Raw genomic sequence first — 13,909 nt, forward strand, 5'->3', positions numbered from 1 at the left:
ATATCAAAATGAAGTACGATATCATAGTAGTAGGAAGCGGTCCGGGTGGTTATGTAACCGCCATTCGCGCGTCACAACTCGGCTTTAAAACAGCCGTAATCGAGAAAGAAAGCCTCGGCGGAATTTGCTTGAATTGGGGTTGTATTCCAACCAAAGCATTATTGAAGTCGGCTCAGGTTTTCGACTACCTAAAGCACGCTTCCGATTACGGATTAACGATAAAAGAATTCGATAAAGATTTTAATGCTGTAATTGCACGCTCTCGTGGCGTTGCCGACGGTATGAGCAAAGGAATCCAGTTCTTGATGAAGAAGAATAAAATCGATGTCATCGACGGACACGGAACCGTAAAACCCGGCAAAAAAGTTTCGGTAAAATCGGCCGATGGAAAAGAAACCGAATACAGCGCCGACCACATTATTCTTGCAACTGGTGCACGAAGCCGCGAATTGCCAAACTTACCTCAAGATGGTGTTAAGGTAATTGGTTACCGTAAAGCAATGACGCTTGAGAAACAACCTAAATCGATGATTGTAGTTGGTTCTGGTGCTATTGGAGTTGAATTTGCGCACTTCTACAACGCAATGGGAACTCAGGTTACCATCGTAGAATACATGCCAAACATTGTTCCAGTTGAAGATGAAGACATCTCAAAACAAATGGAACGCTCCATGAAAAAAGCAGGTGTAAACATTATGACCAATGCTTCAGTGGAGAAAATCGATACTTCGGGACCGGGCGTAAAAGCAACGGTAAAAACAGCTAAAGGCGAAGAAATTCTGGAAGCAGAGATTTTGTTATCGGCTGTTGGAATTAAATCGAATATCGAAAATATTGGTTTAGAAGCCGTTGGAATTAAAACTGAGAAAGATAAGATTGTAGTCGACGAATTTTACCGAACAAACGTTCCCGGTTACTACGCGATCGGCGATATTGTTCCAGGCCAAGCCTTGGCGCACGTAGCTTCAGCCGAAGGAATTATTTGTGTGGAAAAAATCAAAGGCTTACATGTTGAACCAATTGATTACGGCAATATTCCGGGCTGTACGTATGCAACTCCAGAGATTGCTTCTGTAGGTTTAACTGAAAAACAAGCACGTGAAAAAGGATACGAAATCAAAGTTGGAAAATTCCCGTTTTCAGCGAGCGGAAAAGCAAAAGCATCGGGCACACCAGATGGTTTTGTAAAAGTAATTTTCGATGCGAAATACGGCGAATGGTTAGGTTGCCACATGATTGGCGCCGGTGTAACCGACATGATCGCTGAAGCTGTAGTAGCGCGTAAGCTCGAAACTACAGGTCACGAAATCATCAAATCGGTTCACCCGCACCCAACGATGAGCGAAGCCATCATGGAAGCGGCTGCAGATGCCTACGGCGAGGTCATTCACTTGTAAAAAACCATTTTCAAATAATAAAAATCGCAGCAGTTTTGTTGCGATTTTTTTTTGCACTGCACCGAAACAAGATTTAAAGGCGGCGCTCGTGTTTTTTGCTATTATTAGGAATTTCACGTATAAATCGAACGTACCTTTTTGTAGGTTCCGTTTTTGGTAAATCACTAATGCTGTTGCCTAAATAAATCTTTGTACAGAAGCTAGCTTAAAGTACTCTCGAAGTAGATTACAGTGTATGCACCAAACGAATCACCCAAACCTGCTGCTGTGTAAAAAAAGAATCTGCAGCTTTCAAACAACAAAACCTAAATTCTATGCGTTGCTGTGTGCTTTCTGGCGTGCCTTGAATGTCAGTAGGTGAAAACAAAAATTTTCTTGTGAAAAACGCAGCGAAAAATGGTACTTCTCAAGTTTTACTGCATGTCAATAACAAAACTTTCGATGACGCGTCAAAAAGGCATTTGTAAAACAATCCGATAATTTCGTAAGAAATTTTTTACGAAAAAGAAGCTCCTTTGTATCAAAGAAGCGAACTATGGTTCCGGAACTACCTCAGCGAATCGATTATTTAGCAGAATTATGCGCGATTTACCGTCTTGAAAAGTTGGCACAAGCCGATTTGGAAGAAAAGATTTCGCAAAGTACCGACGAATTCCTAAAAGCCGCTTTGGAAAAACACTTGCAGTTTACCTACCTGCATTTAGAACGCATTCAACGCCTTTTCGCCGATCTAGAACTCAGCGAGTTACTAGAAAATAACTTTTAAAACTACCCGTTATGAGCAACTTACTTTACACCGTAGCCGTTATCCTTGTGATACTTTGGGCACTGGGATTCTTTTTCGCCAACTTAGGATCGATTATTCACCTGCTGTTGGTCTTTGCTGTTATTGCTATTCTGTTTCGTCTAATTCGCGGACGAAGCGTATAGATTTACAGCTTTTGTAATTCGCTTACCAGCAAATCAATTTCTTCCCTAGTATTGTCGTGTGAAAATGAAACGCGCAAATTAGGGAATTTGATTGTTTCATCGTCGAGCATTTCTGCAAGTACGTGCGAGGGTTTTGGACTGCCGCTCTGGCACGCGCTGCCGCGAGATATCGCAAATCCTTTCATATCGAGCATAAACAACAACATCGACGCTTTTTCTTGTGAAATAGGCAAGCCCACGTTTACTAAATTATAGAGCGTGTTTTCGTGTCCGTGAATGTGTGCACTTTCGCCGTAGACTTCGCGCAGGCGGGAAATGAAATAGCTTTTTAATTCTGTGATGTGTGCTTTTTCTTCGTCGTGACGTTCGTAAGCCAGTTCTAATGCTTTTTGCATGCCAACGATGTTGTGAACAGATTCGGTCCCTGCGCGCAAACCTTTTTCTTGTTCGCCACCAAAAAATATTGGATTGGTTAACAAACCTTTGCGGAAGAAGGCAAAACCGATTCCTTTTGGACCGTGGAATTTGTGCGCAGATGCCGTGATGAAATCGACTGGAGTTTGCTGTAAATCGATTTTTAGTTTTCCGACCGATTGCACGGTATCGGAATGAAAGTACGCACCGTTTTCCTTTATGAGTTGTGCCACCTCATCGATAGGTAAAATACAGCCCGTTTCATTGTTTATGTGCATCAACGAAACCAAAGTTTGCTTTTTATCCTGTAATAATTCGGCTAGTTGTTGGAGATTGATGTGTCCGTTTTTGTCGTTGTCTACAAACACGAGTTCAATTCCGTATTCTTGCGCAATTTCCTTTACTGCATATAAAACGGCGTGGTGCTCCATTTTACTGGAGATGATTCGCTGCAGCTTTAGGTCGCGCACCGCCGAACGAATAATCCAGTTGTTAGCCTCGGTTGCACCGGAAGTAAAAATTATTTCATTGGCTGTACAGCCGAGTAAATTCGCAATTGATTTCCGTGCCAGTTCAATGGAGCTTTTAGCGGAGCGTCCGTAGGCATGAGTGGAAGAAGGATTGCCGAAATCGTTTCGAAGCGATTCTACAATAGCATCAATAACTTCAGGACGTAATGCAGTAGTAGCTGCATTGTCGAAATATATTTTATTCATGTGTCAAATGTAAAAATAAGTCTGCTGCTGCACAAACGCCGCCCGTCTGAAAGCATAAAAATCTTACCTTTGCGCCGAATTCTATGAACATGAAGAAAGTACTTTTTGTCTTGTTGCTTGCAGCTTCGTTTTTTGGTTGCGATGATGGGAACGTTTCGGTTGAAGCGTTCGATTTTGAAACAGCAACTGCCCGTGAATGCGGCGAAGGAACCGATGATTTTTTTATCTATAAAATTAACGGCAACGAAGTTCTAATTATCGAATTGAATGAGACAAATTTCCCGAATCGAATCACAACCTCAGACAATCCGATTTTGTTGCAAATTCCTACTGCAGCGCAGGTAACGTACCGATTGTATGATGGCGAAGTTACCGAGGCAACCTTGTGTTCGGTTGTTCCGCCCGCGCAACCTCAGGTGTTGGAAGAGTGGACCGCAACTGGTGGAACGCTTGAGATTACCACGGGTGTCGTAAATCCGACAACGACGACAGGTTCTAATATTATTACGGGTTTTAGCCACAATTTGATTTTTAGAGATATTGTATTTGATCGTGGAAATGGCATTACACAACGCAATGAAACCATACTGTTTGGCAGTTATGTAAGAAGCAACATTTACCGACCAACTACATTTGAAAATATTGATATTCAATCGTGTACAGCCAACAATTTGCTCTTTAAAAGTTCGGGCTTGCAGTTACTCGCTTTAAATTTGAGTCCGGAAACATATAACAGTTTGATTGTAAATCAAGCTACTACGAGTGGAAGTCCGCGGACGGCTTTACTTGACGAGAATGATCGTGTGATTTTTAATGTATATCGAACAAATTTAAATGCCGATTTGATTTGCAATAACAACCTGCCTTCCATCGAAAAGTCTTACATTTCGGAAAGCGGAATTGCCAATCAATCGGGAATAATCACAGTGGAAACAACGGAAACCGCTGGAATTTTTACCCATACGATACGGTTTCAACGCGTTATTTTAAAAGACACCGAGCAAGCGTTGAATTTTACCTTTGGCGACAACTATTTGTTCGGCGAGTTGCAAACCAATTAATCGATATAATTTTCGTTAATTGTTCTGTTTGAAATACAGTTCACTGGCGCCTTGTCCGTACAATTGGTAACTGGCTTCGCTGACGATTATTTGGTCGTATTTTCGATATAAATATTCCAACTCCGTTTTCAGCACGCCCGCTCCTACTCCATGGATCAGTACTATTTTTGGAATCCGATTTTTTATTGCAAATTCGATGTGTCGCTGTGCGGTTTCGAGTTGTAAGTTAAGAATATCGAAATTGCTCATTCCTTTATGAGATTTTACGATTTTTTCGATGTGTAAATCGAACGAGGGTGTGGCACGCACTTTATCTTTAAATGGCGATTTTTTTACTTTTTGAGGAACATCCTTGATTGATTTAGCGAGTCGAATGTCTTGATAACTTACGGCTATTTTGGTTTCACCGATTTTAATTAGCTCATTCGGTTGGTATTTAATTAGAAAGCCGTCGGTTGATTCGATGGTGATGGAATCGGTATCGATGGCCGTGATGACGCCTTCAACGGCATCGTCGAGTACTTGAACGCGATCGCCTGTTTTGAACGAATGTTTAGTCGTTTGTTTCATCTTTTTTTGGTGTATTGAAAAGCGGCATCATACCAAATACGAATACGAGTACAGCCGGAATTACGATCAGCAAATTTGGCTTGGCCTCAGCTTGTTCGTACAAGGCTACACCAATTGCTAAGAACGAAATAATTATACGTGCTATTTTCATGATTCAAAAGTACGAGAAGTTTAGAACTGCCCTTTATTTTTAAAAGTTTTTTTAGACATTTGGGCATGCGATTAGAAGATTTAATGCTGCCGTGCTTTTTCAAACAACTCATAGGATTTGATTGTATTGGCTGTGGCATGCAGCGTGCTCTTGCTTTTATACTTCGCGGCGATTTTTATTCGGCTTTGCAAATTTATCCCGCTATTTATCCATTTTTAGTGTTGGTTGTTGGCGTTGTTACGCAAGTGTTACGTCCGGGTGAAAAAATTGCGCGATTTAATATTCGTTTAGCTATTTTCACAGCAATTTCAATGACAATTTTCTATATTTACAAACTAACCTTTATCTTTTAAATTATGGAACAAAGAAAGCTACCCAACGCAACAGCGGTTTTAGTTTAAGGAATTATTTCTATTCCCGGCTGTTGTTTTTATTGTGTTGGATTAATTTTTGCGATTATTGCCTTGGTACTTGCTAAGAAAGACAAAGCCTTGTTTGCGGCTAATCCGGAAGGATATGACAACTACAGCACTTTAAAGACCGGACGCGTTTTAGCTATCATCGGATTAATTTTAAACATTTTAGCCTTACTAAGTATTATTTTCGTTATTGCAACTTTTGGATGGGCTGTCATGAATGACCCTGCAGCGTTGCAACAAGCGATGCAAGGCATGTAAACATCCAGCTACATTTAATCAACAAGCCGTTACATATTGTAGCGGCTTTTTTTATGTTTTTTGTTCCGAATTTCTCTGCGTTAGGTGGCGGCGTGGAAATAAGCACAGCGGGTGTGCTCGTTTGCTGTTTTTTGGGTGGCGACCGAAGGAAGCCGACCAAAATACTAGCAAACGGCACGGCAGCAAAGCTTATTGCAACAAGCAACCGACGGCGCCACTACGCGACTGCGAAGCAAACCACTGCGCCGGAACGCCCAAAAAAAAATCGGCTATAAAACCGATTCTTTTTACTTATTCAAATTCTTGCAATGTTGTTGTGATGATACCCACACATTCGAGCAGCTGTTCTTCGGTCATAACCAAAGGTGGCGCAAAGCGAATGATGTTTCCGTGAGTTGGTTTGGCTAGCAAGCCGTTTTCGGCCATACGCACGCAAATATTCCATGCGGTATCGCTCTCTTCTGTGTCGTTAATTACAATGGCGTTAAGCAAACCTTTTCCACGAACCAAGCTGGCGATATTGGATTTCTCGACGTACTTACCAATTTCTCGACGAAAAATCTCGCCTAAACGAGCCGCATTTTGCGCCAAATGTTCATCGCGCACTACCTCGAGCGCAGCTACAGCAACTGCTGCTGCCAACGGATTTCCACCAAAAGTTGAGCCGTGCTGCCCGGGTTTAATGACATTCATGATTGCGTTATCCGCTAAAACGGCACTTACGGGATAAACGCCGCCTGAAACCGCTTTTCCAAGTACGAGTATATCCGCTTTAACTCCTTCGTGACAAACGGCGAGTAACTGTCCGGTTCGAGCAATTCCGGTTTGAACTTCGTCGGCAATAAAAAGAACGTTGTGTTTTTGGCAAAGTGCTTTCGTTGCGGCTAGATAACCAGCATTGGGCACGTAAACGCCGGCTTCGCCTTGTATGGGTTCCACTAAAAATCCGGCAACATTCGGATTGTTTGCTAATGCATTTTCAAGCGCAGCTGCGTCGTTATAAGGAATTCGGATAAATCCTTCGGTGTATGGACCGAAATTCTTTCGTGCGTTGGTGTCGCCTGAAAAAGAAATTATCGTAGTTGTTCGCCCGTGGAAGTTACCGTCGCACACAATAATTTGTGCGGAATTTTCGGGTAATTTCTTTACTTCGTAGGCCCACTTGCGGCAAATTTTCAAGGCAGTTTCCACGGCTTCGGCGCCGGTATTCATTGGCAGAACTTTGTCGTAACCGAAATATTCAGTGATAAACTTTTCGTAGGCACCGAGTTTATCGTTGTAAAAAGCACGCGACGTTAAAGTTAGGGTTTGCGCCTGATTTACTAATGCGCTAATAATTTTCGGATGGCAATGCCCTTGATTAACCGCAGAATACGCCGAAAGGAAGTCGAAGTACTTTTTACCATCGACATCCCAAACAAAAACGCCTTCCCCGCGACTGAGTACCACAGGTAACGGATGGTAGTTATGTGCGCCGTGGCGATCTTCGATATCGATGAAATGTTGAGTACTTGATTGTTCCAATACGTTCATAACCGCAGTTTTAAAAGATTCTTGAAATGTGACTGTAAAAATAGAAAATGCCTTTGTAACGGCGTCACGAAATTGAGAATTTAATAATTGAAGCAGCTAGCTTATCGTTACAGGAACTACTTGACGCGGTATGTTTTTAACTCAAAGAAAAACGACGCTCCTTGGTTTTCGCCAGCACTGTATGCAATAATTTCACTGCCCGCTTTTTTGATCAGCTGTTGCGACAAGTACAAGCCGATACCTGTAGATGGTTCGCCTTCCGTTCCGAGGCGCGCTGCTGCGGAGAATTTGTCGAAAAGAAACTTACTTGCATGACTTGAAAATCCGATTCCCGTGTCGGAAATAGATACTTTAAAAATGTGATTGTGCTTTGAAAAAGAAACATTTATCGTACCTCCGTTTGGTGTAAACTTTATTGAGTTTGCTACCAAATTTCGCAGTACTTGTTGTAGCACTTCTCGATCGATGCGGATATGACCGGAGACCGATTCTCCCGAAAAAACTATTGAAATATTTTTCGCATCGGCAGCAGCTTGAAAAAATGCTTTCAGTTCATTGATTAAAATACTTGCGTTTACCGACTTAACCTTAAATGTTACTTTAGATAGTTTTTCTTCCTCCTGTAGTAGCGTGATAAAACTCTCCAAAAATCTCTTTTGACGCTGTGCTGTTTGTAAAATTAACTCGGCACTTTGCTTGATATTTTCGGAAGGATTTGATTGCAGTATATCGTTTGCCAATGCTTCTGGGTTTAGTGCGAAATTTTTAAGATCGTGCGAGAACAAATACATCAATTCCTGCTTTTGACGAAGTAATTCTTCGTTGTTTCGCATGGCATCGAGCGTGTGATTGATTAGTTGGCCAACTTCATCGGCAGTATCGACATCAATGGCAGCGATGCTTCTATCTTTTTTGTAGCGGTTTATAGCATCAACCAACTTTTTTATTGGACGTATAAGTCCATTCAAAACATAAAGCGTGATTACAGTTGCTAGTAATGTCGAAATCAAACAGATAAAAAAGGTTGTTTCGGCATCTAACTCGTCGTGTTTTACGGCGAGATAGTATGTCAATCCCAAAACTGGAATGTGTATTCCGACAAAAGCCACAAATAAAAACTTACTTGCGTATTTGTTTTTGATAAAAGGCAGTCGTGATAAGGTTTCGTAAAGTCTCATAAAACGATTGTAGTTTGTAAAAGTGGCAGAATTCTTTGTTGTACAATTATCGAATTTGTACGATTTTTTCTACATGGATTTTGTAGTATATACCTAAGTACACGACAAAAATTGTATTAAATTAATTTCCAGCTTATTGAACTTTGATAATAAGCAATTTGACAAATAATCTAATCCGAGTTTAAAAACGGATACTGCTCTTCGACCATGATTTTTTATCTTTATTGGTTTTATTTGATTATCAATATANATACACATAATTTTATTTAATTGAAAAACACCCGATAAATCGTATTTATATAAAGTAAAAAATATTTACAGAGTCTTTCTTTTTTAAGACTTAACGGCCGGCAGCTGCAAATGAATTTTCCGGTAAAATGGGTGAAACTGATACTAAACGTATTAAAATGAAATACAGCTCACCGAATTTAAAAATACGGCTCAAAAAACCGGATTTTGAGCTGTATTTTTGTTATTTTTGAGCCGTAAATATGATTTATGTCGATTTCTAAACAAATTATCACACTTCTTCAAGAACGCGGTTCCATGTCTTCCAGTGAGATAGCTGCTGCAAATGCGCATGTAAGCAGTTTAGCGACTGTAAAACGAGTTCTGAATGAGTTGGTTGAAAAACGCTATGTCGAAAAGGCTGGTGTGGGCAAAGCAACCAAGTATTTCTTATCTGCGGGATATGCACTTCTTCACACCATAGACATTGATAAGTACTTTTTATCGGAAGTCGATGAACGTCGGATTAACGCTAACTTTAGTTTTGATTTGATAACTCAAACTTTATCGGAAGTACCAATTTTCAGTGAATTTGAACTGGCAAACCTTTTTCAGTTTCAAAAGCGTTTTACAGATTTTCGAAGTTCCGCAACCTCTTTCGAGTTTTTAAAAGAACTGGAACGCTTGGCTATTGATTTAAGCTGGAAATCTTCGCAAATTGAAGGTAATACATACACTTTGCTTGAAACCGAGTTGTTGCTGAAAGAGCAACAAGAAGCAAAAGGTAAAACCAAGGAGGAAGCAACAATGCTTCTCAATCACAAATTAGCTATCGATTTTCTGGTAGATAATCTGGACTATTTTGAGTCGCTTTCCCTAGCTAAGATTGAGAACATACACTCATTACTCATTCAAAATTTAGCTATTCCACGAAACATCAGAAATAAACCGGTAGGTATTACTGGAACTAATTACAAACCGTTAGACAATCAGTTTCAAATACGCGACGCACTCGAACAGACGTGCGAACTAGTTAATGCAAAATCGAATGTTTTCGAAAAAACACTTCTTACTTTATGCTTGCTGTCTTACATACAACCTTTTGTCGACGGAAATAAGCGTACTGCTCGTATCGTTAGTAACGGGATTTTAATGGCAAACAATTGTGTTCCCATTTCCTTTAGAACTGTCGATTCGCTTGATTACAAAAAAGCCATGCTCGTTTTCTATGAGCAAAATAATATTTCGCCGATGAAGCAAATTTTTATTGATCAAGTGGCATTTGCAGGAAGTAATTATTTTTAAAAACGCTCGAGGCTATTAAAACTAATCGCTTATCGTTTCACCACTTTACGTACCAAAGACTGTCCGCTAGTTGTCCTAGCTTTTAAAATATATATGCCTGGCGCCAGATTTCCGGTGGTAATCGGAAACGTTTTTGCGCGAATCACGGTTTTTCCGGTTACGTCAATCAATTCAATTTCTTGCCAATTGGTGGTTGGGTTTACGTTTAAAACAGCATCAACCGGATTTGGGTACAAAACCATTTTTTCAACATCAACCTGATCGACGTATAACGCGGTATTCACAAAAGTAGTTGTCGCCGTGTTAGTAATAATCGGCGGATTGAAATCGAAATAAATTGCCGCTGTTGCGTTTACTGCTGTGCCAACAACAACCGTATTTTTCGGCTTAATTTTAAACAAAACGTAGCCTTGAGCGGCAGCTAAATTTTGCGAGGCTGCCGGTAAGTAAATGGCATTAAACGTAAAAGTAACTTCGTTGCCGTTTCGTACCGTGGTAAAGTAGTTGTGGCTCGCACCCTCGGGTTGCAAGGTGTTCCAGTCTAAATCCGAATCTAAAGTTGTTTTAATCACTACACGGTCGGCGTAGGTGTTACCGGTATTTTCAAATCGAATGCGGTAGTGCAAGTAATTGTTCGCGTTTTCAATAGGCACGGTTGCACCTTCAAATACGGTTACGTCGTTCGGATCGTACGAAGCAATCACCGACTGATTTACCGACGCGCCGTTGTTATCAGGCGTTGCGTCGCCTTCACTATCTTCAATTTCCACACCGATATTGACAATTTCATCCAAATTCACAATCGGAATAACAGCTACAGTAAAATTCACTGTGAGTAAACGTTCGGTTAGTGGCTGTAAATTATTAATCGTAAATTCTAAAACGCCCGCTGTACTTGCGTTTGCTTGGGGTTCGGCCGATTGAAACAACAATTTGTTCGCAGGATGATACAGTTTTATCGTGGCATTTTTTTCAACGCTTCCGACGTTTTTGACAATCATTTTAACCTGATGATCAAAACCAGCACGAACGCTGTTGGTAGGGTAGAGGCTAATCTCCAAGTCTTCTGTGGCAATAGCGGGAGTGATACAGAAATTACTCTCGATCGCGGGTAATGCGTCGTTTAATTGCACGATTGGCTCCAAAGGCGAGACGCCAAAATGTGTAGCGGTGTTTGGCAAATTCAGCGTGTAATTTCCGTCGCTTAAGTTAAGTTGGTAGTTTCCGGTTGCCAAGGTAAATGCCGCTAACGAGAAATTGCCATCGGTTGCCTGCACGAGTTTGGTTGCCACGCCGTAATCTTGGGTGGTACAGCCGTTCGAATCGGCGTCGTATTGCACTTTTCCGTTGATTTGTCGTGTGGCAAGTCCGCGATTTTCGAGCCAAACAATACTGTCGTCGTTGTAAGAAGCTATGGCAAAATCCGGCAAACCGTCGCCGGTAAAGTCGGTTGTAGTAATATCGCGTGTCGCAGCGGGTTCGTTACTGATGGTAATTTCGCTGCCAAAGTTGCCATTGCCATCGTTTAGGTAGGCTACGATTATCGAATTTTCACTTCCACAAACCAAATCCAAATCGCCGTCTAATTCTAAATCAACTGCGTTTAGTCCGCGCGGTCTGAAAATAGAATTATCTATTACTACCGGAGCGGCAAAAACGCCTAATCCTTGATTTTTGAAAACGCCAATCCGATTCGGGCTGTAATTTTCGTAAATCAAATCTTGATCACCGTCGTTATCAATGTCGGCAGCTTTAATACTGTAGTTTAAATTATTAGGCGCAAGTACGATGTTCTTTTGCGTAAAGTTTCCACCTTCATTCACAAACCACGACACTTCGCCGTCGCTACGGCCTGTTGCAATGTCGGTATCGCCGTCGTTGTCGAAATCAGCAACTGCAAATAATCCAGGTGCGCGGTTGAATAAGAACTCCGAGAACTGCGTTGGCGTTGCAAAGGTTCCGTTTCCGTTGTTTTTAAAGAGGTACATTAAATTGCCGTTATTTCCCACAACAAGGTCCTGGTCGCCGTCGTTATCCGCATCGAGCAATTCGTAAGTCGACATTTCTTCGTTAACTGCGTAAACAATCGATTTGGTAAACGTACTTCCGTTGTTGCTGTTCTTTAACAATACCAATTCGCTGGCATTCGACAAATTGGGTTCCCAGGTCGAGAAATACAAAATGTCTTTATCTCCGTCGTTGTCGATATCGGTTACACGTAAGTTGTACGGCGCGTAGGTTTCAAACTCGTGAATGATGTTCTGGTTGCTACTAAAAGCGCCATTTTCGTTTTTGAACCAGCTTATTTTTCGTTCTATTAACGAGGCTTGCACGATGTCGCGATCGCCGTCGTTATCCAAATCACCAGCCTCGACACTAAACGCACCAAAAGTGGCATTGTTCAAACGAACTTCGGTAAAAGTCGGATTTACAGCGCCGTTAGTTTTCAGATAACTAATCTTCGAGTCGTAGTACGAGGTAAAGAAAATATCGTTAAAAGTATCGCCATCCGCGTCGGCAATGAGTACCTGCCGCACTAAATCGGCGGCCGTTGTAATGGTTTGTTCGGCGGCAAAGGAGCCATTTCCGTTCGAACGTACCCACGAAATTTTATCCAGATCGTTGTAGGTGAGTACTATATCGGCAGCGCCATTCGAGTTTACATTTCCTACATAAACTCCCGACGGATCGGTAGTTAAACTTGCAATCACCGTTTTAGGGCCAAAAAGCCCGGTGGTGCTGTTGTACTGATACCAAACCAATTGGCGTGCGGTTCCGTTTAAATATGCGTAGGCAAGATCATTGTCGCCATCGCCGTCTAAATCGCCGAGTGCCGGATAACCACCTACAGCAAAACCGTCGATCGTTTCAATAAAGTTGTACGAATTAGTAGCTGTGGCATCGTACACGGTAAAGCGCAAATCATTTTCTCCGTCGGAGGCTTTCGAGATAAAGTCGGCTGCGTTATCGCCATTTACGTCTTGTACTAAAATATCGAAAACGCTGCTGCCAAAATAGCTGGAGAAGGTAAAGCTAGTGGCGTTGCTGTTGTTTATAAACCAGCCCGAGTTAAAGGTGTCGTAGAAGAAAATATCCTGGTCGCCATCGGCATCGCGATCAATAATTTGTACGCTGTTCGGCACATTATTGGTCGAAATAAGGTTAATGACGGTAAAATTAGTAAACGAGCCGGTGTTAGGCATCCAACTGATGGAGTTTGAAGTAATAATCACCAAGTCGGGCAAGTTGTCGCCGTTAAGATCGCCCATTTTCGCAGTAAACGAGGTTTGAAAGGGCGTGTTAATTGGTAAGGGTTTGCTAAACTGACCGTTGGTCAGGCGTTCAAATACAACCAAACTGCTGCCTTTGTAGGCAAAAATATCTTTGTCGCCGTCGTTATCTACATCGATAAGTTCAAAGCCATCGGCGCCTTGAAAACCCGAGTTTTGGTCGGTTAACACGTTGGTAGTAAATTGTATTTGGGCTAGGGAAAGTAGCGGAGCGAGCAGTAAAAACAGGTAAATCTTTTTCACAGTCAGTAAATTAGCTTGTAAAGATAGATTTATTATTGAAAGGTCGATTTTTTTGGGCGCATCCTGCCGTATACGCTAGTGGAAGTACGTGCAACGGCAGGTCGGGCTTTTTACTGCAAGCCGTGCTGTTTCCAAGCGTTTCAACCAGCTGTTGTTGCGGCTTCTAGGGTCGCCACCCCGCCAGCGGTTTCAATCGCTTTGCCTCAGCACGGCTTT

Annotated in this window: 13 protein-coding genes; 7 read left to right on the forward strand and 6 right to left on the reverse strand. The window is 41.7% G+C overall.

The features are described 5' to 3' along the window. The first annotated feature begins 8 nt into the window (after nucleotides 1–8). The 3 genes from lpdA to CHX27_RS15295 all read left to right on the forward strand — a co-directional run bounded on the left by lpdA (nucleotide 9) and on the right by CHX27_RS15295 (nucleotide 2,327). Nucleotides 9–1,397 carry a dihydrolipoyl dehydrogenase gene (lpdA, locus tag CHX27_RS14020; RefSeq protein WP_094487387.1) on the forward strand — a complete coding sequence of 463 codons (1,389 nt, stop codon included), beginning with the start codon at nucleotides 9–11 and terminating at the stop codon, nucleotides 1,395–1,397. A gap of 535 nt (nucleotides 1,398–1,932) precedes the next feature. Then, nucleotides 1,933–2,163 (forward strand): DUF892 family protein, encoded by a 231-nt coding sequence (locus CHX27_RS14025; protein WP_094487388.1) that lies wholly within the window; start codon nucleotides 1,933–1,935, stop codon nucleotides 2,161–2,163. Nucleotides 2,164–2,174: 11 nt separating this feature from the next. Further along, nucleotides 2,175–2,327 carry a lmo0937 family membrane protein gene (locus CHX27_RS15295; protein ID WP_108721086.1) on the forward strand — a complete coding sequence of 51 codons (153 nt, stop codon included), beginning with the start codon at nucleotides 2,175–2,177 and terminating at the stop codon, nucleotides 2,325–2,327. Nucleotides 2,328–2,329: 2 nt separating this feature from the next. On the opposite strand, the gene CHX27_RS14030 is transcribed toward CHX27_RS15295, so the two are convergent. Then, nucleotides 2,330–3,457: a cysteine desulfurase family protein gene (locus CHX27_RS14030; RefSeq protein WP_094487389.1), complete on the reverse strand. Its 1,128-nt coding sequence runs from the start codon at nucleotides 3,455–3,457 to the stop codon at nucleotides 2,330–2,332. 89 nt (nucleotides 3,458–3,546) lie between these two features. Here CHX27_RS14030 and CHX27_RS14035 point away from each other — a divergent pair, with 89 nt between their 5' ends. Continuing rightward, on the forward strand, nucleotides 3,547–4,518 hold the full coding sequence (locus tag CHX27_RS14035; protein ID WP_094487390.1) for a hypothetical protein: 972 nt from the start codon (nucleotides 3,547–3,549) through the stop codon (nucleotides 4,516–4,518). Nucleotides 4,519–4,533: 15 nt separating this feature from the next. On the opposite strand, the gene CHX27_RS14040 is transcribed toward CHX27_RS14035, so the two are convergent. Further along, the gene (locus CHX27_RS14040) at nucleotides 4,534–5,088 is read right to left on the reverse strand and encodes a Smr/MutS family protein (protein ID WP_094487391.1); all 555 of its coding nucleotides are present in this window, start codon (nucleotides 5,086–5,088) and stop codon (nucleotides 4,534–4,536) included. After that, complete coding sequence (locus tag CHX27_RS15600) at nucleotides 5,072–5,239, reverse strand: hypothetical protein (RefSeq protein ID WP_165764525.1); 168 nt, start codon at nucleotides 5,237–5,239, stop codon at nucleotides 5,072–5,074. Before CHX27_RS15600 ends, CHX27_RS14040 begins: the two co-directional genes overlap by 17 nt. Nucleotides 5,240–5,304: 65 nt before the next feature. On the opposite strand from CHX27_RS15600, the gene CHX27_RS14045 reads away from it, so the two are divergent. After that, nucleotides 5,305–5,592: a DUF2752 domain-containing protein gene (locus CHX27_RS14045; RefSeq protein ID WP_094487392.1), complete on the forward strand. Its 288-nt coding sequence runs from the start codon at nucleotides 5,305–5,307 to the stop codon at nucleotides 5,590–5,592. Between the two features lie 60 nt (nucleotides 5,593–5,652). Next, a complete protein-coding gene (locus CHX27_RS14050) occupies nucleotides 5,653–5,916 on the forward strand; it encodes a CCC motif membrane protein (protein ID WP_262494595.1) in 264 nt (87 codons plus the stop codon). Nucleotides 5,917–6,207: 291 nt separating this feature from the next. On the opposite strand, the gene rocD is transcribed toward CHX27_RS14050, so the two are convergent. After that, nucleotides 6,208–7,449 carry an ornithine--oxo-acid transaminase gene (gene rocD / locus CHX27_RS14060; RefSeq protein WP_094487394.1) on the reverse strand — a complete coding sequence of 414 codons (1,242 nt, stop codon included), beginning with the start codon at nucleotides 7,447–7,449 and terminating at the stop codon, nucleotides 6,208–6,210. 116 nt (nucleotides 7,450–7,565) lie between these two features. Beyond that, nucleotides 7,566–8,627, reverse strand: coding sequence for a sensor histidine kinase (locus CHX27_RS14065; RefSeq protein ID WP_094487395.1), 1,062 nt, complete (start codon nucleotides 8,625–8,627; stop codon nucleotides 7,566–7,568). Between the two features lie 498 nt (nucleotides 8,628–9,125). Between CHX27_RS14065 and CHX27_RS14070 the strand changes: the two genes are divergently transcribed. Continuing rightward, nucleotides 9,126–10,160: a Fic family protein gene (locus CHX27_RS14070; RefSeq protein ID WP_094487396.1), complete on the forward strand. Its 1,035-nt coding sequence runs from the start codon at nucleotides 9,126–9,128 to the stop codon at nucleotides 10,158–10,160. A 29-nt stretch (nucleotides 10,161–10,189) separates the two neighbouring features. Here the strand turns inward: CHX27_RS14070 and CHX27_RS14075 are convergent, their stop codons facing one another. Further along, nucleotides 10,190–13,693, reverse strand: coding sequence for a T9SS type A sorting domain-containing protein (locus CHX27_RS14075; RefSeq protein ID WP_094487397.1), 3,504 nt, complete (start codon nucleotides 13,691–13,693; stop codon nucleotides 10,190–10,192). Nucleotides 13,694–13,909 lie beyond the last annotated feature (216 nt).

The sequence above is a fragment of the Flavobacterium aurantiibacter genome (assembly GCF_002251775.1).
GTDB lineage: Bacteria > Bacteroidota > Bacteroidia > Flavobacteriales > Flavobacteriaceae > Flavobacterium > Flavobacterium aurantiibacter.